This window comes from Haloterrigena sp. H1 (assembly GCF_005938085.1).
Classification (GTDB): domain Archaea; phylum Halobacteriota; class Halobacteria; order Halobacteriales; family Natrialbaceae; genus Natrinema.
On sequence record NZ_SMZK01000001.1, the window covers coordinates 1,598,885 to 1,620,178 of the forward strand.

General features: G+C 62.7%; 24 protein-coding genes. 13 read left to right on the forward strand and 11 right to left on the reverse strand.

From position 1 onward, the window contains the following. Positions 1 to 26 precede the first annotated feature (26 nt). Positions 27 to 524: a Mov34/MPN/PAD-1 family protein gene (locus E2L06_RS08090; protein ID WP_138780331.1), complete on the reverse strand. Its 498-nt coding sequence runs from the start codon at positions 522 to 524 to the stop codon at positions 27 to 29. 87 nt (positions 525 to 611) lie between these two features. Continuing rightward, positions 612 to 1,022 (reverse strand): MaoC/PaaZ C-terminal domain-containing protein, encoded by a 411-nt coding sequence (locus tag E2L06_RS08095; RefSeq protein ID WP_138782518.1) that lies wholly within the window; start codon positions 1,020 to 1,022, stop codon positions 612 to 614. Between the two features lie 138 nt (positions 1,023 to 1,160). On the opposite strand from E2L06_RS08095, the gene E2L06_RS08100 reads away from it, so the two are divergent. Beyond that, entirely contained in the window at positions 1,161 to 3,065 is a 1,905-nt protein-coding gene (locus E2L06_RS08100; protein WP_138780333.1) for a DHH family phosphoesterase, read from the forward strand. 84 nt (positions 3,066 to 3,149) lie between these two features. Here the strand turns inward: E2L06_RS08100 and E2L06_RS22750 are convergent, their stop codons facing one another. The 3 genes from E2L06_RS22750 to E2L06_RS08110 all read right to left on the reverse strand — a co-directional run bounded on the left by E2L06_RS22750 (position 3,150) and on the right by E2L06_RS08110 (position 4,096). Then, a complete protein-coding gene (locus E2L06_RS22750; RefSeq protein ID WP_283241351.1) occupies positions 3,150 to 3,278 on the reverse strand; it encodes a hypothetical protein in 129 nt (42 codons plus the stop codon). 143 nt (positions 3,279 to 3,421) lie between these two features. Next, a complete protein-coding gene (locus E2L06_RS08105; RefSeq protein ID WP_130499877.1) occupies positions 3,422 to 3,745 on the reverse strand; it encodes a hypothetical protein in 324 nt (107 codons plus the stop codon). An 81-nt stretch (positions 3,746 to 3,826) separates the two neighbouring features. Continuing rightward, entirely contained in the window at positions 3,827 to 4,096 is a 270-nt protein-coding gene (locus tag E2L06_RS08110; RefSeq protein ID WP_138780335.1) for a hypothetical protein, read from the reverse strand. A 102-nt stretch (positions 4,097 to 4,198) separates the two neighbouring features. Between E2L06_RS08110 and E2L06_RS08115 the strand changes: the two genes are divergently transcribed. From E2L06_RS08115 to E2L06_RS08125, 3 genes are all read left to right on the forward strand, one after another. Then, entirely contained in the window at positions 4,199 to 5,122 is a 924-nt protein-coding gene (locus E2L06_RS08115) for an A/G-specific adenine glycosylase (RefSeq protein WP_138780337.1), read from the forward strand. Positions 5,123 to 5,479: 357 nt separating this feature from the next. Next, complete coding sequence (locus E2L06_RS08120) at positions 5,480 to 6,175, forward strand: helix-turn-helix domain-containing protein (RefSeq protein ID WP_138780339.1); 696 nt, start codon at positions 5,480 to 5,482, stop codon at positions 6,173 to 6,175. 443 nt (positions 6,176 to 6,618) lie between these two features. After that, complete coding sequence (locus tag E2L06_RS08125) at positions 6,619 to 7,200, forward strand: hypothetical protein (RefSeq protein ID WP_138780341.1); 582 nt, start codon at positions 6,619 to 6,621, stop codon at positions 7,198 to 7,200. 35 nt (positions 7,201 to 7,235) lie between these two features. On the opposite strand, the gene E2L06_RS08130 is transcribed toward E2L06_RS08125, so the two are convergent. Beyond that, positions 7,236 to 7,685 (reverse strand): hypothetical protein, encoded by a 450-nt coding sequence (locus E2L06_RS08130; protein ID WP_138780343.1) that lies wholly within the window; start codon positions 7,683 to 7,685, stop codon positions 7,236 to 7,238. 333 nt (positions 7,686 to 8,018) lie between these two features. Here E2L06_RS08130 and E2L06_RS08135 point away from each other — a divergent pair, with 333 nt between their 5' ends. The 3 genes from E2L06_RS08135 to E2L06_RS22755 all read left to right on the forward strand — a co-directional run bounded on the left by E2L06_RS08135 (position 8,019) and on the right by E2L06_RS22755 (position 10,500). Then, complete coding sequence (locus tag E2L06_RS08135) at positions 8,019 to 8,750, forward strand: GNAT family N-acetyltransferase (RefSeq protein ID WP_138780345.1); 732 nt, start codon at positions 8,019 to 8,021, stop codon at positions 8,748 to 8,750. Between the two features lie 219 nt (positions 8,751 to 8,969). Further along, entirely contained in the window at positions 8,970 to 10,148 is a 1,179-nt protein-coding gene (locus E2L06_RS08140) for a redox-regulated ATPase YchF (RefSeq protein WP_138780347.1), read from the forward strand. Positions 10,149 to 10,377: 229 nt separating this feature from the next. After that, positions 10,378 to 10,500, forward strand: a complete 123-nt coding sequence (locus tag E2L06_RS22755) for a hypothetical protein (RefSeq protein WP_283241352.1) — start codon at positions 10,378 to 10,380, stop codon at positions 10,498 to 10,500. A gap of 5 nt (positions 10,501 to 10,505) precedes the next feature. Here the strand turns inward: E2L06_RS22755 and gcvH are convergent, their stop codons facing one another. Both gcvH and gcvT read right to left on the reverse strand, forming a co-directional pair. Continuing rightward, positions 10,506 to 10,889: a glycine cleavage system protein GcvH gene (gcvH, locus tag E2L06_RS08145; protein ID WP_138780349.1), complete on the reverse strand. Its 384-nt coding sequence runs from the start codon at positions 10,887 to 10,889 to the stop codon at positions 10,506 to 10,508. Between the two features lies 1 nt (position 10,890). Beyond that, a complete protein-coding gene (gene gcvT, locus E2L06_RS08150; protein WP_138780351.1) occupies positions 10,891 to 11,988 on the reverse strand; it encodes a glycine cleavage system aminomethyltransferase GcvT in 1,098 nt (365 codons plus the stop codon). A gap of 130 nt (positions 11,989 to 12,118) precedes the next feature. On the opposite strand from gcvT, the gene E2L06_RS08155 reads away from it, so the two are divergent. After that, positions 12,119 to 12,595 carry an NYN domain-containing protein gene (locus E2L06_RS08155; protein WP_138780353.1) on the forward strand — a complete coding sequence of 159 codons (477 nt, stop codon included), beginning with the start codon at positions 12,119 to 12,121 and terminating at the stop codon, positions 12,593 to 12,595. A 27-nt stretch (positions 12,596 to 12,622) separates the two neighbouring features. Here the strand turns inward: E2L06_RS08155 and E2L06_RS08160 are convergent, their stop codons facing one another. Continuing rightward, complete coding sequence (locus E2L06_RS08160; RefSeq protein WP_138780355.1) at positions 12,623 to 12,895, reverse strand: TRAM domain-containing protein; 273 nt, start codon at positions 12,893 to 12,895, stop codon at positions 12,623 to 12,625. Beyond that, positions 12,892 to 14,463 (reverse strand): Na+/H+ antiporter NhaC family protein, encoded by a 1,572-nt coding sequence (locus tag E2L06_RS08165; protein WP_138780357.1) that lies wholly within the window; start codon positions 14,461 to 14,463, stop codon positions 12,892 to 12,894. Before E2L06_RS08165 ends, E2L06_RS08160 begins: the two co-directional genes overlap by 4 nt. A 232-nt stretch (positions 14,464 to 14,695) precedes the next feature. On the opposite strand from E2L06_RS08165, the gene E2L06_RS08170 reads away from it, so the two are divergent. From E2L06_RS08170 to E2L06_RS08190, 5 genes are all read left to right on the forward strand, one after another. Further along, complete coding sequence (locus E2L06_RS08170) at positions 14,696 to 15,547, forward strand: TatD family hydrolase (RefSeq protein WP_138780359.1); 852 nt, start codon at positions 14,696 to 14,698, stop codon at positions 15,545 to 15,547. A 198-nt stretch (positions 15,548 to 15,745) separates the two neighbouring features. Further along, positions 15,746 to 16,324 (forward strand): DUF2150 family protein, encoded by a 579-nt coding sequence (locus E2L06_RS08175; RefSeq protein ID WP_138780361.1) that lies wholly within the window; start codon positions 15,746 to 15,748, stop codon positions 16,322 to 16,324. A gap of 77 nt (positions 16,325 to 16,401) precedes the next feature. Continuing rightward, on the forward strand, positions 16,402 to 17,928 hold the full coding sequence (locus tag E2L06_RS08180) for a hypothetical protein (protein WP_138780363.1): 1,527 nt from the start codon (positions 16,402 to 16,404) through the stop codon (positions 17,926 to 17,928). 89 nt (positions 17,929 to 18,017) lie between these two features. Then, on the forward strand, positions 18,018 to 19,355 hold the full coding sequence (hmgB, locus tag E2L06_RS08185; protein ID WP_138780365.1) for a hydroxymethylglutaryl-CoA synthase: 1,338 nt from the start codon (positions 18,018 to 18,020) through the stop codon (positions 19,353 to 19,355). Positions 19,356 to 19,606: 251 nt separating this feature from the next. Continuing rightward, complete coding sequence (locus E2L06_RS08190) at positions 19,607 to 20,824, forward strand: CBS domain-containing protein (protein WP_138780367.1); 1,218 nt, start codon at positions 19,607 to 19,609, stop codon at positions 20,822 to 20,824. Between the two features lie 15 nt (positions 20,825 to 20,839). Here E2L06_RS08190 and E2L06_RS08195 read toward each other — a convergent pair whose 3' ends face one another. Next, positions 20,840 to 21,286 carry a universal stress protein gene (locus tag E2L06_RS08195; protein ID WP_138780369.1) on the reverse strand — a complete coding sequence of 149 codons (447 nt, stop codon included), beginning with the start codon at positions 21,284 to 21,286 and terminating at the stop codon, positions 20,840 to 20,842. Positions 21,287 to 21,294: the final 8 nt, after the last annotated feature.

A 21,294-nucleotide genomic window follows, 5' to 3' on the forward strand; every position in this document is an offset into this window, starting at 1 on the left:
TGGCATCGTCTCGAGCATACAGAATTTCATCGTCGCAGTTCCTCGTCGATGTCCGCCTGCGTGAAATCGAAGAACTCCTCGGTCTCGGGCAACTCGACATCGAGGACGTTCAACTGGGTCGGCTTGCCCTGCGAGTCGAAGGCTTTCCAGTCCGTTCGGCGGTAGGGCGCGCCGATAATGATGTGGACGCTCCCGCGGCCGAACGTATCCAGATCCGCGTTGCTGGGGCTGATCACGCCGTTGGGATGGGAATGAATGCTTCCGAGCGCCTTCACGTCGTTTGGGATCTGGTTCGTCTTGACGGTCGCGCTGACGCTGTTTGTCTCGGTTCCAGGCACCACGAGAATGTCAGTAATGACCAAGCCGTCCCGGTCGAGATCCAGCCGCTCGGCCTCGGTCCCCCGGAGAAACCCCATGTACTCGTTTGGGTGTGTCTCCTCGGAGGACTCGAGGGCGAACTCGAGGGTCTCCTCGGCGATACCGAGGATCTCGCTCGAGCGAAACAGCGCGTCGAACAGCCCCATGTCTCTCCCTGGGGCTTTGCGAGTGCTAAACGTTCCGATGCCGCTGGCTCCCGTTCCTGTTCGCTGCTGCGGGACAAACCGCGTGGCCTACGCCGCCTCAGAAAAGGCGTCCATCGGAATGAGACCGTCGATCTCGCCACGCAACACCACCTCGCCGCTTTCGTCGGTACAGACCACCGAACTCTCCACGTCGTAGTAGTCGTCGCGGTCGGTCACCGACTCGAGACGCACCGTACAGGTGATCCGCTCGCCGGTATAGACCGGCTGGACGAACTCGAAGGTCATGCTCCGTGCGAGATAGCGGAGGTCGCCGCCGATCTTTGTCGGCAGCGTCGCGGTGAGCAGCCCCTGGACGGTCAACCGACCCAGCTCGTCGGGCTCGGTGTGGATCGGCTGCTGGTCACCCGAGAGCTCGCCGAACTCACGAACGTCCTCGTGATCGAACGTCCGTTCGAACGTGTACTCGTCGCCCGCTTTGGGCGGGTGTGAGACGTTCATGCCTGGATGGTCCCGACGGGTGCCCTTGTAGCTACTGTTCACCACGACGTCGAGGACGGCGTCTCGAGCCGCCATCTATTCTTGACCATCCATTCTTGACAAGGGTTATACGCGACCCCCTCCAAACAGCGAACCAAGATGACACGTGACTCCGCCGGGGAACCCGGCGCAGACGACGGGGATTCCGTCGTCTACGATCTCGCTCCCGACTGTACCGCCGAGGACGTCGAGCAAGACCGTCCCTACCTCGCCGAAATCAACGGTATCGTCGACTACGGCGTCTTCGTCGATCTCTCTGATTCCGTCTCCGGGCTCGTCCACGAGTCCGTCCTCGAGGGCACCTTCGCCGTCGGCGACGAACTCGTCGTCGAACTCGAGAGCGTCCGTGAGAACGGCGACATGGCGTTCGAACCCGTCGAGATCGACGACTACTCGGTCGAAGAAGTCGGCCACGACTACTCGCTGACCGGGACCCACCGTCTCGAGGACAACCTCGGCGAACAGATCCACCTCGAGGGCGAGGTCACACAGGTCAAGCAGACCGGCGGCCCGACGATCTTCCACGTCGCCGACGAGAACGGCGTCGTGCCCTGTGCTGCCTTCGAGGAGGCCGGCGTTCGTGCCTATCCCGCCATCGAGATCGGCGACGTCGTTCGCGTCACCGGCGCGCCGGAACACCGCGAGGACTCGGTCCAGATCGAGGTCGACGGCCTCTCGAAACTCGAGGGCGAGGACGCTGCCGAGGCTCGAGACCGGCTCGAGGACGCCCTCGAAGCCCGCGCCGAACCCCACGAGGTCGCGCCACTGATCGACTGGCCAGCGTTCGAGAAACTGCGGCCCAACTTAGAAGAGGTCGCCCGACTGCTCCGACGGACAGTGCTGGAGGGTCGTCCCATCCGCGTGCGCCACCACGCCGACGGCGACGGGATGTGCGCCGCCGTCCCCGTCCAGATCGCTCTCGAGCGCTTTATTGCCGACGTCCACGAGGACGAGGACGCGCCACGCCACCTCATCAAGCGCCTGCCCGCGAAAGCGCCGTTCTACGAGATGGAAGACGCGACGCGCGACCTGAACTTCGCGCTCGAGGACCGCGAGAAACACGGCCAGCAACTGCCGCTCTTGCTCATGCTGGACAACGGCTCGACGGCCGAGGACGTGCCGGCCTACGAGACGCTAGCCCATTACGACATTCCGATCGCGGTCGTCGACCACCACCACCCCGATCCCGACGCCGTCGAGGACCTACTCGACGCCCACGTCAACCCGTATCTCCACGACGAGGATTACCGGATCACGACGGGTATGCTCTGTGTCGAGCTCGCACGGATGATCTACCCTGACCTCACCGACGAACTTCGTCACATTCCCGCCGTCGCCGGCATCTCGGACCGCTCGAAGGCCGACGCGATGGACGACTACCTCGCACTCGCTGCCGAGGAAGGCTACGACGAGGACCGCCTGCAGGACGTCAGTGAGGCACTCGACTACGCTGCCTTCTGGCTGCGCTACAACTCCGGCGACCAGCTGATCGAAGACCTGCTTCAGATCGCCAACGGCGACGAAGAGCGCCACCGCGAACTCGTCGAGTTCTTCGCCGAGCGCGGCCGCGAGGAAGTCGACGAACAGCTCGAGGCTGCGATGCCCCATCTCGAGCACGAGACACTCGATAACGGCGCACACCTCTACCGGATCGACGTCGAAAACTACGCCCACCGGTTTACCTACCCCGCACCGGGGAAGACAACCGGCGAGATCCACGACCGCAAGATCGAGGAGACCGGCGATCCGGTCATCACGGTCGGCTACGGGCCGGACTTCGCCGTGCTCCGCAGTGACGGCGTCCGACTCGACATCCCCAACATGGTCTCTGAACTCGAGGCCGAAATCGCAGGTGGCGGTGTCTCCGGCGGCGGCCACCTCGTCGTCGGCTCGATCAAGTTCGTCTCCGGCAAGCGCGAGGAGGTCATCGACGCCTTGGTCGAGAAGATGGCCGAGGCAGATATCGACGAAGCGCTCTCGAGTGCGGCCCCGATCGACGACTAAAGTCGTTCGGACGGAGTGATAGAAGTCTGTTTTCGGCTTCGCAACTGTACTGTTCTCTCGAGCTGTCCAGCGTCCAGCGATCGGTCAGTCGGAACCGTGGCGCGGCGTGTAGCCGCAGTCGTCACAGACCAGCGAGTCGTATCGGGCCGTAAGTACGCCCGAACAGTCGGGACAGCGGTAGTCGGCATCGGGTGAGCGTTGACTGATTGCCATATGCGACGCGAAGAAGCGAGGACTGATAAGCGCACCTCTTATGTTGGCCAAAGTATATATTGTGCCTAGAACACATAGAGATGGGTTGACGTGGTGACGCAGTCACGCCGGTCGCGTCCCGGTCGTAAGTGGCCGTGATAGCGTTAGAACTGGTAGCGGCGTTCGTCGTCCATCGACGGGTACTGGTCCGCGCCGGTCATCTCCTCGAAGGTCATCCCCGAGAGGTATTCGTCGTACGTCACGTCGTAGGCCGTCCGCAGCTGAAAATCGAGTTTGCCGGTATCGACGGTCGACTGAAAGAGCATGTGGATCGCCCGGCGGACGAGTTCGTCGGTTTCCTCGGGCTCGAGTGCCGTCTCGAGCAAGGCGAGTTCGTTTCGCGTCTCGCGGTCGAGCGAGACAGCCAGTTCGTCGCCGATGCTCGAGTACGAGTCCGTCACGTCGTCGGTCAAATCGTCGAGGCTCATACGGGAGGGGAGTCGAGCGGGCCGGATAGACCTTTCGTGGTAGCGCCGAACGGAGACAGCGTCGTGATCCGCCGCGGCGGTTCAGCGGGCAGCGCCGCAATACTCGCAGGTGTCGGCGTCAGCATCGATCCGTGCACCACAGTCGTCGCAGTTCGTCCGATTGGTGCGATCGACGTCGTCGTAGCCGGCCGATTCCCGCAGCGAGATGACGATCCCGAGAACGATGACAGCGCCGCCGAGGAGCACCCAGCCGAACGGACCGATCGCCAGGACGAACATGACGAGAAACGGGACGACGATGATCCCGAAGCCGACGGCGATCAGCGTCGGGCCGAGCGATCGCGAGGACATGTTTGTGAGATATGACGTTCGGCAGAAAAATTACGGGGATACGTCGCGCTCAGGCCGGCGAAGTGCGACACCCACTTACAGCCGACAACCCAATCCCCGTCGATGACAGCAGAGGCCCAGGAGTGGTCGTTGCCCGACGATCTCGAGGCCGTTCGCGAGGCGCTGATCGCGTGGTACGAGGCCGACCACCGCGACTTTCCGTGGCGGCAGACCGACGATCCGTATGCGATCCTCGTCAGCGAGGTGATGAGCCAGCAGACCCAGCTCGGCCGCGTCGTCGATGCCTGGGAGACGTTCCTCGAGCGCTGGCCGACCACCGACGATCTGGCCGATGCTGATCGCGCGGACGTCGTGAGCTTTTGGACGGCTCATAGCCTAGGCTACAACAACCGGGCGAAATACCTCCACGAGGCGGCCCAGCAGGTCGAAGAAGCGTACGACGGGGAGTTCCCGGCCACGCCTGACGAACTCCAGGAGCTGATGGGCGTCGGGCCCTACACCGCTAACGCGGTGGCGAGTTTCGCGTTCAACAACGGCGACGCGGTCGTCGATACGAACGTGAAACGCGTACTTTATCGGGCCTTCGACGTCCCGGACGACGACGCGGCCTTCGAGGACGCTGCGAGCGACCTCATGCCCGCGGGGCGCTCGCGGGTCTGGAACAACGCGATCATGGAACTCGGTGGCGTCGCCTGTGAGCAGACGCCGCACTGTGACAAGGCCGGCTGTCCATGGCGCGAGTGGTGTGGGGCCTATGCCAGCGGCGATTTCACCGCTCCCGACGTCCCAACACAGCCGAGTTTCGAGGGGAGTCGCCGACAGTTCCGGGGCCGCGTGATTGCCACCCTCCGGGAGTACGACGAGCTCGAGCTCGACACGCTCGGGCATCGCGTCCGTATCGATTACACTCCAGACGGCGAGTACGGTCGCGAGTGGCTCAGTGGGCTGCTCACCGATCTCGAGTCGGATGGGCTAGTCGAACTCGACCGCGATGGGAGCACCCACAGTGCACGACTCCAGCGATAGATCGGTGGAGAGAAGAAACGCCGCACAGCCTGTATTCCCTGTCAGCCAAATTTTTTCGTTGGCCACTAGGACCAAGGATACGGTACTACTTGTAAGTGTCCGATAATTACAGGGGGTGAGAATAATTGTTGAGCCACTGCCCTCCTGGAGTCTCGGAGTCGACAGCGTCGGTCCCAGTTCGCTTCGGAGGCGCGCCACTGCTGGGAGTCCCCTGCTCGACTGCCACCGTGGGACTTTCAGCGACAAGTAATTACTAGAGTGAACTGTTTCGGAGCAGTGATAGTCGTCGGAATTGGGTGGCGGGAAAGGCTACCGGAAACCAAATCCGTCTATACGTCTCCGTGGTGGGCTTCGATGATGACCACAGTCGTCGAGCTCGAGATTCCGGCTGCGCGACTCGGCTTCGCCCGGACGTTCGATCGAGTGTCGACGTTCGAGTTTCAGGTCGACGGGATGATCGGTGGGTCGGCACCGCTCGTCTGGACGAACGGGCCGGATCACGAAACGATCGAGCAGGCGCTCGAAGCAGATCCCTCGGTTGAGGTCGTCGCGAGCGTCGCCGGCGATGAACGATCCGCAACGAATGAGGGAGGTGTAACCAGCCAGAACGATCGTTGGCTGTTCCGACTCGAGTTTGGAGATGGCGTGAAACTGTTCGAACAGATCGTCACCGAGAACGATGGCGCGATCTTGACGGCTCGTGGTGCCGACGGGCGGTGGGTGGTGAAACTCCTCTTTCACGACCGTCAATCGGTGTCCGCGTGTCACGAGTTGCTCGAGCAATACGAGTTTCAGGCCACCGTCACCCGGATTAGCGGCGTCGACGATCTCGCGCGGGCACAGACTCCCCTGACCGAAACGCAGTACGAGACCATCTGCAAGGCCCACGAACTCGGCTACTTCGACGTTCCGAGAGGGGTGACGCTCAAGGAGTTGGCCGCGGAACTGGGTATTTCCCATCAAGCACTGTCGGAACGGCTTCGTCGAAGTCACGCCGCCCTCGTCAGTGCCGAGCTGTCCGAGCGAACGGCACCGATAGAAATCGGCCGGTAACGCCGTCGGTGACTCGCATTGTCACTGTACGAGGCCGGATAGCCCGCAGTCTACTGTGAGCGCGGATCGATGCCGCTGAATCCACCGACAATGGATGCCTATTCCTCCCGATATAATGCCAATATAGCAAACATACAGCTCACTTTCCGATCTGAACGCCACAATTGACCCAATAAATAGATTTATTACTGGACAAAGCAATAGGCAGTTGTCGGCATGACGCCGACCGCACGGTCACCGAGAACTGCGGCGCGTATCGGTGGATCACCCATGCTCAATCACGATCCGCGATCATTCGTGGCTGTATGATCGCGTTGCTGTTGGACTCGTCACGGGTCGTCTCACGACCCGTATCCTGCGTTCTCGCGGAGAACCCGAGATCAGGATCGTATGAGTGCGTAGTTTTATTTGTTAACCGAGAATACTATCGGCTGAGAATCCGCGTGATTGGACGTAGCCGGACGGACGCCGTCGGTGACTCACCACAAGCATCCGAGTCGATCGAAAATTCGGCTGCGCTCTCACTTGACGATATTTATCATCTGCTTCAAACACAACGTCGACGGGACGTGCTTCGATACCTTCGAACCGCGGACGACCGAGTTCGGCTACGCGAACTCGCCGAACAGGTCGCCGCCTGGGAGCAGGAGACGACCATCGACGACCTGAGTTCCGACGAACGCCAGCGTGTCTACATCTCCCTGTATCAGTCACATCTTCCGAAACTCGACACCCACGGCATCGTCGACTACGATAAGGACCGCGGCTGGGTCGAGCCGACGCCGTATGCCGAACGGTTGTACCCGTATCTCGAGCCACCGTCACAGGCTTCGTCACCCGACCAGTGGCCACGGCGGTACGCGGGAACGGTCGTTTGCTGTGGGCTGGGTCTCGCGGCGGTCACCGCAGTGATCGGGCCGTCCGCCGGACTCGTCAGCGCGTGGGTCGTCCTCGTCGCGTTCGCAGTCATCACGGGCGCCCACGCGTGGTCGACTGGCACGTTCGACCGCGACCGGAGCAACTGAGCGCCCGCCCGAACACGGCGACCGAACGACGACCGTCAGTCGGCGCGGGAAGTGGTCGCCGTGTTCGGGTCACGGGAGCGCTCGAGGAGCCGGTCAGCATAGAACGCAACCGAGAAGTCCTGTGGGCTGGGGAGCGCACAGGCGAGCCAACCGATAGCCGCGGCAGCGACGACCGGCGTTTCGGTCGTCACGTAGCCTGCCAGCCCCAGTCCGAAGACGGGAACGGCGAGCACAGCGGGGGCGAGTGCGGCGATGCGAAGGGACCAAGCCGGTTCGTCTCCGCTCGGCTGGGGGAAGACAGCGGCCCACGGGTGGGTCGTCACTAGCGCCACGAGCCCATCGGAACGGCCGGGAAGATAGGAAACAGTGTAGTCGATTCCGGTGAGCCGAAGGACTGCCGCGTGTGTCCACTCGTGGGCCACCAAGCCGACCATGAGGGCGAGGGCGAGCGCGCAGCCAGCACTACCCAGGTTCGAGCCGATCATAGGGACCGCGAGATGCACGCCCTGTACCCCACGAGCGACATCTCGCGCACTCGAGTCGAGGTCCTGCCGGTGGAAGGTCACTCGGCTGTACCAGTTGTCGTCTTAAGGACAGCACCGCGATCCGGGAACGGAACCTGTCGGACAGAACTATCTGAAGATCGCTCGCTCAGACGCGGCCATCACGGCCGGAGACGGCCGGGTTTCGCGAGTGACTTCTCACTGATTTCTGTCTGCCAGTATGAATACTGCTCACCCGCTGCAGTCTGAGTCGGCTATCGCACTGGCTGGGTCGGCCGGCCAAGCGTTAAGTAATGGTTTGTGGTATCAATTGACATGGGAACGACAGAGACGCTCGAGTTCGGTCACGTCGACCGCAAACAGATCTACGAGTACGTCGAACGACGCGGAGCGGTTGATCCCAAGGAGGCGCGCGAACAACTCGGGCTCGATCCCGGTGGCTTCCGCCATCACGTCGCAATCCTGAAACGAGACGGGCGACTCGAGGAAGCAGACGGCACGCTCAGGGTTGCACTCGAGGCAGGCACGGAAGAAGAGTACGTCGACGAGAATCTCGAATTTCACATCCGACCGGCGCGTCAAGAGGATCTGACGGGGATCGTCGGCGCGATCAGACAGGTCGCCGAGGAGAAAACGTACATCGTCGCCGAGACCGTCGCCGACGAGATCGACCACGAAAGCGCCCTCCTCCGGCACAACGAGATCGAGTCGCGAATGTTCTTCGTCGCGACCGTCGACGACGACGTCGTCGGCTGGGTCCACCTCCACGCGCCGGAACTCGAGAAACTGAGCCACACCGCCGAACTCACCGTGGGAGTTATCGAAGAGTACCGCGGGCACGGTGTCGGCTCCCATCTCCTCTCGCGGGGCCTCGAGTGGGCCGGCGCGAACGGCTACGAGAAAGTCTACCAGAGCGTTCCCTCCTCCAACGAGGAGGCGATCGACTTCCTCGAGCGCCACGGCTGGGAGACCGAAGCGGTTCGCGAGGATCACTACAAGCTCGACGATCAGTACGCCGACGAGGTGATGATGGCCGTGGAACTCTAGGGTCGGTCCGTCTCGCTCGGTTCGGACGGGCTGTGGCCGTGTCGGCCCCAGCGACAGCAGCCCGTATAACCCGGATGGTTACTCTTTCGGAGACCGGCCGCCGACCTTCGCTCGCGTGACCAGCGTCGCTGGTGATCGCCTCGAGACTGTCGCCGGCCCGACCGGGCCGCCATCGTTGGAATCGAAAGACAATTCCTGCGGACGGTGCTACGGAGGGGCATGCTTTCGATCGCACTTGCCGGGAAGCCAAACGCCGGCAAGTCCACGTTCTACACTGCGGCGACGATGGCCGACGTCGACGTCGCTAACTATCCGTTCACGACGATCGACGCCAACCGCGGGGTCAGCTACGTTCGAACCGAGTGCCCCTGTCTCGAGCGCGACGAACGCTGTAACGCCGACAACTGCGAGGACGGCAAGCGCTACGTCCCGATCGAACTCCTAGACGTGGCGGGGCTCGTCCCGGGTGCCCACGAGGGAAAAGGCCTGGGCAACCAGTTTCTCGACGAACTGACGAACGCCGACGTGATCGTCAACGTCGTCGACGCCTCCGGCGGCACGAACGAGAAGGGCGAACCCGTCGACATCGGCGAGCACGATCCGCTCGAGGATATCGACTTCATCGAGGAGGAGATGGACCTCTGGCTGGCAGGCATCGTCGAGCGCAACTGGGAGTCCGTCGAGCGCAAGTCCCGCTCGCCCGACTTCGACATCGACGACGCGCTGGCGGAGATGCTCTCGGGCTTCGGTGCCTCACCGAAACAGATCGCCATGGTCCTTCGGGATCTGGACTACCCCGACGACCCGATCCAGTGGGATGACGAGCACCGCGAGGCACTCGCGCGTGACGTGCGCCAGCGAACGAAACCGATCGTCGTCGCGGCGAACAAGATCGATATCGCGCCCGAGGAAAACGTCGAACGGCTACTCGAGTTGGACAAGCCCGTCATTCCGACCACCGCGGAGGGTGAACTCGCGCTCCGCCGGGCCGCCGACAACAGCCTCGTCGACTACGACCCCGGCGACGAGACGATCGCGATCGGCGACGACGTCAACGACGCCCAGCGCGACGCCCTCGCGGATCTTGCGGACACGATGGCCGAGTGGGACGGCACTGGCGTGCAGGCGGCACTCGACTACGCGGTCTACGACTTACTCGAGCACATCACTGCCTACCCAGTCGAGGACGCCGCGAAGTGGTCCGATGGCAGCGGCAACATTCTGCCCGACGCGTTCCTGCTCCCCGACGGCGCGACGCCGGTCGATCTCGCCTACGCGGTCCACTCCGACATCGGCGACGGCTATCTGCACGCCGTCAACGCCAAGTCGAATCGAGAAGTGGGGGAGAACTACGAACTCGAGGAAGGCGATGTGATCAAGATCGTGAGTACGAACTAAGAGTCACCACTACAAATCGAGTCTCGCTTCCAGTTACGTGCATAGACGGCGCAGTGATCCGTCTATAGCGATCTACTTCGGAGTAGCAATAGCCGCCTTTATATACGAACATTTTCAAGGCTGAAATATGCCTAGTTGGTCTCCGCCGACAGTTCCCCAGAAGTGGTTCGTCGGGATTGGTGTCCTCTACGGGGTTCTGTCAATATATTTATTTATGGCCCAACATACTATGACTATAATCTGGCTTGGTTTCCTGCTTGGAGCACTCTATCTCTCGTGGCGATTCGTCGCTGCCGTGGAGGGAATCGCGGATGCACTCCACCGAATCGCTCAGGAGCAAGAACAGAACTAATTCGTTTATGCGATCTGATCTTCGTACTCGTCGGCCGTCAGCAGGTCCTCGAGTTCGTCTGTATCGTCAGGGTCGATCTCGAGCATCCAGCCGTCGCCGAAGGGATCGTCGTTGACGAGTTCGGGGGCGTCGAACAGGTCGTCATTGACCGCGACAACCTCGCCGCCCACGGGGGCGTAGAGGTCGGACACGGCCTTGATCGATTCGACGACGCCGAACTCGCCTTCCTGCTCGAGGGCGTCGCCCTCGTCGGGAAGTTCGACGAAGACCACGTCGCCCAGTTCGTCCTGGGCGAAGTCGGTAATACCCACGCGGACGACGCCGTCTGTCTCGAGTGCCCACTCGTGCGATTCCAGGTACCGTCTCTCATCGGGAACGTCGAAGCTCATGTTATACTGTGTCAATGAAGGGCGTGGTCTCAACTCTTGCCTTTTTCGACTGGCCGCGGACGACGACCTGTAGGGTCGTGCCCGGTTCGGCGTACTCGACCGGCACGTAGCCGAGTCCGATCGCCTGCGCTAAGGTCGGGCTCATCGTCCCGCTGGTGACGGTGCCGATGACCCGGCTCTCGGTGGACGTGATGTCGTAGCCGTGGCGGGGGACGCCGCGGTCGATCAACTGGAAGCCGACGAGCCGTTCGTCGACGCCGGTTTCGTCAATCTCGGCCAAGGCATCGCGGCCGACGAACTCGGTCTCGAGCGCGACGGTAAAGCCGATGCCGGCCTCGTAGGGCGTCCGCGGATCGGTCTCGTGGTCGAAGTCCTGTCCGGCGAGTAGTAGTCCAGCCTCGATGCGGAGCGTATCGCGGGCGCCGAGCCCGCAGGGCTGACAGTCGAATGCCGTCCAGATCTCCTCGGCCGCGTTCCAGGGAACGATCAGCTCGAAGCCGTCTTCGCCGGTGTAGCCCGTCCGGGCGGTCCAGCACTCGACGCCGTCGATCGTCGCATACCGGGCTTCGAAGCGCGCGAGGTCGGCGACCGACTCGTCGGTGACGCGCTCGACCAGTTCGGGCGCGGCCGATCCCTGGACGGCGAACATGGCGTACTCGTCGGTTCGGTTGTCGACGGTCGCCTCGAGGTCCCACTCGTTGCGGTAGCTGAGCCACCGTTCGTGGGTCGACTCGTCGGTACCGGCGTTGGGGACGAACAGGTAGGTCGGTTGTTCGTCTTCGTCGGGGAGTCGATAGACGACGGTGTCGTCGATGATGATCCCGTCCTCGTCGGTGATCGCGGCGTACTGGGAGTCGCCGACCGCGAGCCGGGAGACGTCGTTCGACGTCAGCCGTTGCATCAACTCCGTCGCGTCCGGGCCGGTGACGTGAATCTGGCCCATGTGCGAGACGTCGAAGATTCCGGCATCTTCCCGGACGGCCGCGTGCTCGGTCTGGATCGAATCGAACTCGACCGGCATGTCCCAGCCGCCAAACTCCGTAAACTTCGCCCCGCGCTCGTCGTGTAACCCACGTAACGGCGGCGTCTGAAGCGGCATACTCGAATCGTCATCCGCAGCATAGTAATGTCTTTTCGTCGGCCGGGCGGCGGCAAGCCTTGCAGTCACGGCCCGCCAGCCTGTCGACGCGTTCCGTCACATCTATCTCGCGGCCACGGGAACACCGAGTATGTTCGACCGCGTTCGCGCTCGTCTCGCCCACCTAATCGACCCACAGCACACCGCCGAGCCGTCGGTGGGCCTGTTCGTCGACGGGCCGAACGTCTTCCGCGACGAGTTCGACGTCGATCTCGACGACCTGCGCGACGCGGCACTGGATCTCGGCCGGATCGGCGTTATTCGGCTGTACCTCGACGAACACGCCACGCCAGGCCTCATTCAGGCTGCTGAAGCTCGTGGCTTCGAAGTGATCGTCACCAGCGGCGACGTCGACGTCAAATTGGCAGTCGACGCGACCGCGTTCGCCGGCGACGGCACCATCGATCGGCTCGCGATCGCCTCGAGAGATACCGATTTCAAACCCGTCCTCGAGCACGCGGGCACCGTCGGCGTCGAGACGATCGCGATCGCGCCGGGCGCGTATGGTCGCTCGGACGCGCTGCGAAATGCCGCCGACGAGGCGGTGACGCTCGAGCCGGAACCGTAACTCGAGCGCGCCGGGAAAAGAGGTGTTTTAGCCGCTATAGGAGCTTTCGCCGACGACCTCGAGCAGTTCGCCCTGTCCCGTCGCGGTTGTCTCGTCGAACTCGGTCACGCGCACGCGGACCTGCTTCTCGACCGTCTCCGGGCCGGCGCCGTCGACGATTAGCTCCGTATCGCCGATGTACGCGCGGCCGCTGGTGCCGTTGGTTTCGGCGACGAAGACGTCGATCTCCGAACCGGGCTCGAGGACGGGTCGGTTCGCGCGAAGCCGCCAGCCCTTGAGGTACTTGCTGAAGAGGCTCATACGCGGGCCACCTCCTCGCTCTGGCGGTCGATAACGTATTCGCGGCCGAAGCCGGTCAGTGCCGCGACGATGAACACCGCAACGAGTAGCCAGCCCTGGAAGACGAACGGCACGACGTCGATCGGCGTGACAAGCATCGACTGATCGAGCCACTCGTAATTGCCGGGCAACTCCTGCATCGCGCTGTAGCCGGCCAGCACCCCTCCCGACCACGGGAAGATGTAGCCCAGCGCGGCGGTCTGGCCGTCGAGAATGTTCGCGCGCCGGTACCCGTTCAGGTTGAACCGTTCACCGATTTTGGAGATGTAGGGGCCGATCGCGACTTCGGCGGCGGTGTTGATAGTGATGATCGCGTTGATCAGCGCCGCCGAGCCCACCATCGTGAGTTCGGCGTTGCGGACGTTCGTCGCGAGGTTCTCGATCGACCACTCGAGGAGCGACTCGAACGCGCCGCCGCGGATCATGATCTGGGCCGCACCGATAATCAGCAAGACGAGGATCGAGAGTTCGAGAAAGCCGGCGACGCCGGTCATCAGACTGCCGGTGACGCCGATCGCGCTGGGGTCCTCGACGACGGTGAGGATCGGCAGGCTCGCAAGCGGTTCGGACAGCGGCGCGTCCGGTGGGGCGTTGAACATGACGATGTCGCCGAGGGTCGTCAGGCCGAAGCCGAGGTTGAACACGACTGCGAGCACGATCCCCCACGAAATCGCCTCGACGATGTGGCGGCCAGCGATCGCCGCCCCGATGACGGCGAGCATCGAGATGACGTGGACGAGACCGATCGCCTCGCTGCTCTCGAGGAAGATCGCCTGAGCTTCGGCACTGATCTCGAGGCCGCTCATCGCGCTGCCGGCAGCGACGTAGCCGACGAAGGCGATCACCGCGGCGATGATCACGTACTTGAACCGCGAGGCGACGACGCCGCCGATGTCGGCGTCCTGGGTGACGGCGCTGACGATCGTCGTGTCGCTGACCGGTGCGAGGTTGTCACCGAAGATCGCACCCGAGAGGATCGCGCCGAACAGCAAGACGGGGTTTGCACCGAGCAACACGCCTGCGGGAAAGAACAGGCCGACGAAGGCGACGGTCGCGCCGTAACCGGTCCCAATCCCCGTCGTGAAGACGGCGGCGAGGACGAACGTGATCGCCGGGAACAGCGCCGCGCCGATGCCGGCAGTGTCCGCCAGCCAGACGAGGCCGCCGACGAAGCCGCCGTCCTGCAGAAGCTGGGCGAACATCCCCGCCCAGATCCACGCCACGATCGCCGTCACGGCGACCGGCTGGGTCATCCCTTCGAAGATCGTGTTCGCGTAGGACTGCCAGTTGCCCCGGACGAAGAACATGCCGAGGATCAGGCCGATCAGGATACCGACGATGAGACCGCCGGTGTCGCCGATCCGCCAGAGGGCAGTCTGAACGATAGCCCACACGATGAAAAACGCGATCGGGAACGCGCTCATTCCCCGACCGCCGTAGAACTCGACGGTCGGCCCGCTGTCGCGATCCGGTTGTGTAAACTGGTCTGTCGGTCCGTCGTCCGCCGACCCGTCTCCGCTATCACTCATACAGGATCACCATATTGGTGTACGCTATCACTATTCGCATCCCCAAGTATAACTATTCCCAATAGGAACGGCCACGAACCCGTCCACGGCACCGGGTTGCCCACGACGGGGAGGGATTCGACTCGGCGTCCTTCCAGACTGCCTCTCTGTCTACCGATGGAGACAGGTCACAGTCTCCCACCGGTGTCTCGAAGTCGGTGACTTTTCGAGCGCGGCCTGCAGAATCTCGAGTATGATCGACGATCGGCCGGTGCTGGACGATCACCTCCATCTCGACCCGGATAACCACAGGGGCATCGACGCCGTCAAAGACTTCGCTCGCGTCGGTGGCACCCACCTGCTCGTGGTGAACAAACCCTCCTGGCATCTCGGCGTCGAGGCCGAGACCGGCGACGACTTTCGAGCAGTCTTCGAGCGCACGATCGAGGTCGTCGACGAGGCCTCGAGCGAACTCGACGGACAGGCCTGGCCGGTACTGGGCGTCCATCCGGGCCTGATCTCGCGGCTGGTCGACGATCGGGGCTTTTCGCCCGAGGACGCTCGCGACATCATGCAGGCCGGGATCGACGTCGCCGCCGAATACGTCGACTCGGGCGACGCGCTGGCGCTGAAATCCGGCCGTCCTCACTACGAGGTCGACGACGCCGTCTGGGACGCCTCGAACGCGGTCATGCGACGGGCGTTCGAACACGGGGCTGACCTCGAGTGTGCCGTCCAGCTCCACGCCGAGGCCAGCGAAGACATGACCGAGGTGGCCGACTGGGCCGTCGAGGCCGGCATGCCGGCACACAAGGTCGTCAAACACTACGCGAGCGGTCGCCTCGAGGGACCGACCCCAAGCGTGATCTGCGACAAAGACGAGCTCGAGCGCGCTGCCGAGCGCGGCGAGCCGTTCCTGATGGAGACCGACTACATCGACGACCCCGACCGACCGGGAGCGGTGCTCGGCCCCAAAACGGTCCCCCGGCGAGTCAAGTGGCTGCTCGAGAACGGCTACGAGGAGGCGGTTCGCAACGCCCACGTCGAGACGCCGAAGCGGGTGTACGGGATCGACACGGACGCGACGCTCGAGTCGGCCGAGTGAGCAGACGCGCGAGGGCAACGCCGACGGACTCGACTGCCTGTGTCTGGATAGCGTTCGGTCGGGAACGACGGTCGTCCTGAGCCGGTGTCCAAAGACCGGTGCCTCAGCGGCTATCGCCGCCGTTCAATAGATCGTGACGGTCGCTGAATGCGGCTAGTGTAGAGAAAGGCATTTCAAGCGGCCGGTGTAGGTGTCTGTATGAGCAATCCCCCGACCGAGTTCTACTCGGAGGAACGCTGGCAGAACTGGATCGATCGCATCAAAGACGAAGACATCGATCCGGAAGACGAAGACTCGGCCCGACTCCTGTTGAACCTGCAAGACGACACGGCGATTGCGATCGCGAAGATCGTCGCCGCCTACGACGATGGGGAACTCGCCGAGGAGGAAACGCTCGCGGAGATCGAAGACGTCCGCGAGATCGTTCTCAGCGAAGTCGACATCGACGACGAGGAGAAACTGATCCTCGTCGACGGCGTCCAGACGAGTCTGGTCTGTGTCTTCTTTGCGGCCGAGGAGTACGTCGCCAACGGTCCAGCGGAAGACGGCACTGTCAGCGACTATCTCAGCGCCGCTGCCGACGCCGAAGCCGAAGAAGACCTCGATGCTGCCCTCGGCTACGCCGCTCAGGCTGGCACGCTCATTATCGACGGCGACGAACTCGATATGACCGTCGCCGAAGACCTCGAGTACGGCTTGGTCACGGAGTGGATCAACGGGCTCGACAGCCTCCAGAGTGCGATGAGCGATCCGGAAGTCGTCGAAGAAGACGAGTAGCGACTCGAGACGACGCGCGCTGCTTTTCGCCGGTCGGTAGCCACCAGACGTTTAAGCAATCACGACTATCCTCGGCTATGGAATCGCGGCGAGACGAGCGTGCAGTGACCGTCCAGATCGGGGCGGTACTACTGCTTGCGATCGTCTTTACCGCGCTCGCGCTTTATCAGGTCAACGCGGTCCCTGCGGAAAACAGTGCGGTCGAATACGAGCACAACCAGCAGGTCCACGGCGAGATGCACGAGCTTCGAAACGCGATCAAGAACGTCGGAACGAGCGGGGGCTCAGAGTCCGTTTCTATCACGCTTGGAACCCAGTATCCGACTCGAACGTTCTCGATGAATCCGTCAGCTCCGGCGGGGACGCTCGAGACGACGGGGACCCAGACCCTTCGCATCGGGAACGCGGACGTAATCAGCGACCACGGCGGGTCGAGCGATCCTGAGAACCTGATCGGCGAGCACTCGACGACGACGCTTCGCTACCAGCCCGACTACAACGAATATCGGGGCGCACCGACGACTCGAATCGAACACGGGTTCGCGTACAACGACTTCAGCGATGCGCAGGTATCGCTGACCGACCAACCGCTTATCGACGGCGATCGGATTACGATCGTCTTACTCGAGGGGAACCTGTCGGCCGGGTCGACCGGTGCGACGGCTGTCGATACACGTCTCCTTGACGGGCCGACCGATCCCGTAACGATCGAGCCCGATGGTGGTGAGATCACGCTCACGGTACCGACACAGGCACCGGACGCATGGAACGAGTCCCTCCAAGACGAGCCGGCCGCGTCCGTTACCGGCTTCTCGGATGGGGCGCTCACGATTACGCTCGAGGACGACGAATACGAGTTGCAGATGGCCCGCGTTGGAATTGGTGATGCGAGCGACGATGGCAGTGACGAGTTCGATATCAGCCGGTCCGAGACGAGCACCACGAATACCAGTGAAGCGTACGACGTTCACTGGGACACGACACGGATAGCCAGCGGAGACGATCAGGTTTCCTGTACGGACGATCACTGTACGGTTACTGTCTCCAACACCGGAGACACGGTTCCGGTGTTCGTAGAGACGACTCCGGCTATAGACGACGCAACTGTCGAATACGCGGTTAGCGACAACGGTATTGCACAGTTCGATCCGGGAACGGGTGTCGTACAGAACGGCGAACACACAACGGATCTCGAAGCGTGGTCTAACGGCACTGTTACGGGGTTCGTCTCGAGCGGCGGAAGTGGTGATACGGTTACATTCGAGGTGACCGTGACAGGCGCTGAGACTGGTCCGCCACAAATCACCGATTTTACCGTTACTGATGAGAGCGAGTGCTCGAAGATCAATTCTCAAAACAAGTGTACGGGCAGTGCTGGTATAAATAAAGCAATCTTTGGTGTCACCTGGGCAACTGATGATGCAGAGACGGTGACGGTCACCGTAACTCGTGATGGCGAACAATTAGCAACGTACAGCGGGACTACCGGCGGGGAAACATTCGAAGAGAACGATCAGTATGGTTCAGAGTATCAGATCGAAATCGTTGCATCGAACGAGACGGGTGACAGAACCGCCGTGGAAACAGTGACTGCAGGTGGCTGACATTAGTTCAGTCGTTCGGACCATTATTTTCGACGAACAACGAAACGCCGAACGACAATACCTTGTACTATCACACCTAGTAGACAAGTATGACAGCAGTCGGCATCGACGCCGTCGAGATCTGGACTGGGAACCTCAAACTCGATCTGCCCGGGACGTTTGCCCCGGAGAAGGGCGAGGACCCGGAAAAATACACGAAAGGGCTGGGTCTCAACGCCAGTTCGTTCCCCGACAGCTACGAGGACATCGTCACGATGGGGGCAAACGCCGCCCACCGCTTGATGGAGCGTAAGGGCCTCGAGCCCGACGATATCGGCCGGATCGACGTCGCGACCGAGAGTGCCTTCGACAACTCGAAGCCGGTTTCGACGTACGTCGCTGGCTGCTTGGAGCAAGTCTACGACGGCGACTTCCACCACGCCAACAAAGGCGAGCGGAAGTTCGCCTGCATCGCGGGGACCCAGAGTCTGGATGACGCCTGCAACTGGATCCGCGCGGGCCGCAACCGCGGTCGCTCGGCGCTGGTCATCGCGACCGACACCGCCCTCTACGCCCGCGGCGATGCTGGCGAGGCGACCCAGGGTGCCGGGGCCGTCGCGATGCTCATCAGCGAGGACCCGAGTCTCGTCGAACTCTCGACCGAGCAGGGGTATGGCTCGGCCGACGAGACTGACTTCCTCAAACCCAACCAGCAGTTCCCGTCGGTCGACGGCAAACGCTCCGTGCAGGTCTACCTCGCGCGGATGCGCGAAGCGCTTGAGGACTTCGAGAGCGTCGCGGGCGAGGTCCACGAGGACGATTTCGTCTACGCGCCGTTCCACACCCCGTTCCCGGGGATGGTCCGGAAGGCCGCCCTGCTGGCGTTCCGCCACGTTATTCGCGATACGCCGACCGAAGACGACCTCGCCGAGGAGATCGGTCGCCAGCCACGTCCCGAAGCGTTCGACTCCGACGAGGAGTATCGCGACGCGCTCCGGGAGTACATGGACGCGCTCAAGGACACCGACCGCTACGCCGAGTGGTACGACGCGACGATCGACCCGACGCTGACGATCTCACGCGAGGTCGGCAACTGGTACACCGGCTCCGTCCACGTCGCCCGCGTGAGCGCGCTCAAACACGCGCTCGAGACGGGCCGCGACATGACGGATGAGAAACTGCTCGTGGGCTCCTACGGTAGCGGCGCACAGGCCGAAATCCATGCCGAGACGATTCAGGACGGCTGGGAAGAAGAACTCGAGGCCCTGAACGTCGACGAGCAACTCGCCGATCGCTACGAGATGGCGTGGGAAGACTACGAGGAGATTCACGACGTCCACAACCACGAGATGGACGTCGATGTCGAGGAGTTCACGACGCCAAGCGAGGAGTTCGTCTTCGACGGCTGGGGCCGTATGGGCGAGCGGAAGTACCGATACGTGGAGTAACGGCGTTTTTCTTCGCGATTTTTGCGAGCAAGCGCACAGCGCGAGCGAGAAAGCTCCTCTCTCGAGCGTGTCGACCGACGGCTCAGTACGTCAGCATGGCTGAGTGTCTGGCTCGCGTGACGTGCTAGATACCGAGACCGACGGTGGCGAGACCGACCCTCGAGCATTTGGTACTCTGTAACGAAGGAGGTCTCTGCGGCACGCGGCCACCGTATCGGAGCGGGACAAACAGCGCGGAAACATACGAAACCATGGATATTTCCGATATCGTCTCAGCGGAGTACGTCGAATTCACACCGGAGACACCCGTCTCGAAGCTCGTCGGGACGTTCGCAGATTCTGCGGTCAAAGGCGTCGTCATACGTGACGACGAGTTCGAGGGCGTCGTGACGCGAAAACAGCTCGCCTCCTCGCATCACAAGCCCAACGAAAAGCTCGGCTCGCTGGTCTGGCACGTGCCACACCTCGCGCCCGACGAGGACATCCGGAAGGTGGCACAGCTGATGATCGACAGCGACGCACACCTGCTCCCGGTCTTCGAGGGCCACGAACTGCTCGGCGTCGTCACCGTCGATGGGATCTTGGAGAAGGTCGAGCCGTACCTCGATGCGGCGACCGTCGCCGAGGCCTACTCCGGCGACCTCGTCTCGCTGGACCCGACAACGACGCTGGGAAAGGCGCTTCACACGTTCCGGGAGCATCGCATCACCCACCTGCCGGTCATCGAGACCGACACGGCGGTCGGCATCCTCAGTCTCTACGACGTGGTCGGGCTGACGGTCCGCGCCGAGGTCCAGAGTCAGGGCGGCGACGCAGGTGGCACGGACCCCTTCGGCGGTGAAATCTCTTCGAGTACCGGTCGCGCTGGACGCGGCGGGTTCGGTTCCCGAGAGGGCGAGGCCGCACGGATGCTGGACCTGCCGATCCGGGACGTCATGGCAGCGCCGGTGCGGACGATTCAACCCGACGAGACCCTCGATGTGGCCGTCGAGGAGATGTTCGCGGCCGATGCGTCGTCGCTGGTCGTCACCGAGAACGGCTCTCCCTACGGCATCGTGACGAAGACCGATGTCCTCGACTCGCTCACCTGGGAGGCTGGCGGGAACCGCGGCGTCCAGATCTACGGCACTGACTTGATAGACGACATTACTTACGACGAGATCGTCGCACAGGTCGAGAAATTCGACGACAGGGACCACGGGATGAACGTCTTGGACGCGAACGTCCATCTCCACGAGCACGACGAGACGCGCCGCGGCCGACCGCTCTTGCTCGCTCGTATCCGTCTCTACACCGATCGGGGGCTGTACATCGCCTCCGGCGAAGGGTACGGTGCGAGCCACGCGATCAACGAAGCCAGCGACATCCTCGAGCGCCAGATCCGCGACGAGAAGACCTACGGCCGGAGCAAGAAACCCCCGGGCGAGGAGTTCTGGGAGAAACGCTTCGGCGAGTTGCTCGAGGAGTGATTTCCTCGGATACGATCAGCGCACGACGGTCACTGGAACGGTCGCCCGTTCGACGAGCGACTTGGCGACGCTGCCGAGCATCAGCCCAGCACGCTCCGATCGGCCGCGGTGGCCGACGTAGATCGCGTCGAATCCCTCGTCCTCGGCATAATTGGCGATCTCCCTGATCGGGTTGCCATAGAGGAGTTCGACATCGGCGTCGCGACCGAGCTCCGCGGCGAGGTCGGCCGCGTCGTCGGTGATGTCCATCCCCCGCTGTTCGGCGTCTTCGACGCTTTCGACGATCAATCGCTGGTCCTCCCAGAGCGACGCGGTCGGTTCGCTGCCGCCCTCGTCGTATGCGGTGGGATCGATCGCGTGGACCACCGTGATCGAGCCGCCCATCGCGTCGACGATGTCGGTGGCGTAGGCGAGGGCGTTTTCGGACTCTTCGGAGCCGTCGACAGCTACGAGGGCCTTCATGCTCCGAC

Excerpts from the sequence above, each read along its gene's own strand:
- E2L06_RS08160 (WP_138780355.1), bottom strand. The coding sequence starts at position 12,895 with ATGAGCCTCTTCAGCAAGTACCTCAAGGGCTGGCGGCTTCGCGCGAAC.
- E2L06_RS22750 (WP_283241351.1), bottom strand. The coding sequence starts at position 3,278 with ATGGCAATCAGTCAACGCTCACCCGATGCCGACTACCGCTGTCCCGAC.
- E2L06_RS08195 (WP_138780369.1), bottom strand. The coding sequence starts at position 21,286 with ATGAAGGCCCTCGTAGCTGTCGACGGCTCCGAAGAGTCCGAAAACGCC.
- E2L06_RS08110 (WP_138780335.1), bottom strand. The coding sequence starts at position 4,096 with ATGTCCTCGCGATCGCTCGGCCCGACGCTGATCGCCGTCGGCTTCGGG.
- E2L06_RS08180 (WP_138780363.1), top strand. The coding sequence starts at position 16,402 with ATGGAATCGCGGCGAGACGAGCGTGCAGTGACCGTCCAGATCGGGGCG.
- gcvT (WP_138780351.1), bottom strand. The coding sequence starts at position 11,988 with ATGCCGCTTCAGACGCCGCCGTTACGTGGGTTACACGACGAGCGCGGG.
- E2L06_RS08155 (WP_138780353.1), top strand. The coding sequence starts at position 12,119 with ATGTTCGACCGCGTTCGCGCTCGTCTCGCCCACCTAATCGACCCACAG.
- E2L06_RS08140 (WP_138780347.1), top strand. The coding sequence starts at position 8,970 with ATGCTTTCGATCGCACTTGCCGGGAAGCCAAACGCCGGCAAGTCCACG.
- hmgB (WP_138780365.1), top strand. The coding sequence starts at position 18,018 with ATGACAGCAGTCGGCATCGACGCCGTCGAGATCTGGACTGGGAACCTC.
- E2L06_RS08135 (WP_138780345.1), top strand. The coding sequence starts at position 8,019 with ATGGGAACGACAGAGACGCTCGAGTTCGGTCACGTCGACCGCAAACAG.
- E2L06_RS08090 (WP_138780331.1), bottom strand. The coding sequence starts at position 524 with ATGGGGCTGTTCGACGCGCTGTTTCGCTCGAGCGAGATCCTCGGTATC.
- E2L06_RS08190 (WP_138780367.1), top strand. The coding sequence starts at position 19,607 with ATGGATATTTCCGATATCGTCTCAGCGGAGTACGTCGAATTCACACCG.
- E2L06_RS08105 (WP_130499877.1), bottom strand. The coding sequence starts at position 3,745 with ATGAGCCTCGACGATTTGACCGACGACGTGACGGACTCGTACTCGAGC.
- E2L06_RS08165 (WP_138780357.1), bottom strand. The coding sequence starts at position 14,463 with ATGAGTGATAGCGGAGACGGGTCGGCGGACGACGGACCGACAGACCAG.
- E2L06_RS08170 (WP_138780359.1), top strand. The coding sequence starts at position 14,696 with ATGATCGACGATCGGCCGGTGCTGGACGATCACCTCCATCTCGACCCG.
- E2L06_RS08095 (WP_138782518.1), bottom strand. The coding sequence starts at position 1,022 with ATGAACGTCTCACACCCGCCCAAAGCGGGCGACGAGTACACGTTCGAA.
- gcvH (WP_138780349.1), bottom strand. The coding sequence starts at position 10,889 with ATGAGCTTCGACGTTCCCGATGAGAGACGGTACCTGGAATCGCACGAG.
- E2L06_RS08130 (WP_138780343.1), bottom strand. The coding sequence starts at position 7,685 with ATGATCGGCTCGAACCTGGGTAGTGCTGGCTGCGCGCTCGCCCTCGCC.
- E2L06_RS08175 (WP_138780361.1), top strand. The coding sequence starts at position 15,746 with ATGAGCAATCCCCCGACCGAGTTCTACTCGGAGGAACGCTGGCAGAAC.
- E2L06_RS08100 (WP_138780333.1), top strand. The coding sequence starts at position 1,161 with ATGACACGTGACTCCGCCGGGGAACCCGGCGCAGACGACGGGGATTCC.
- E2L06_RS22755 (WP_283241352.1), top strand. The coding sequence starts at position 10,378 with ATGACTATAATCTGGCTTGGTTTCCTGCTTGGAGCACTCTATCTCTCG.
- E2L06_RS08120 (WP_138780339.1), top strand. The coding sequence starts at position 5,480 with ATGACCACAGTCGTCGAGCTCGAGATTCCGGCTGCGCGACTCGGCTTC.
- E2L06_RS08115 (WP_138780337.1), top strand. The coding sequence starts at position 4,199 with ATGACAGCAGAGGCCCAGGAGTGGTCGTTGCCCGACGATCTCGAGGCC.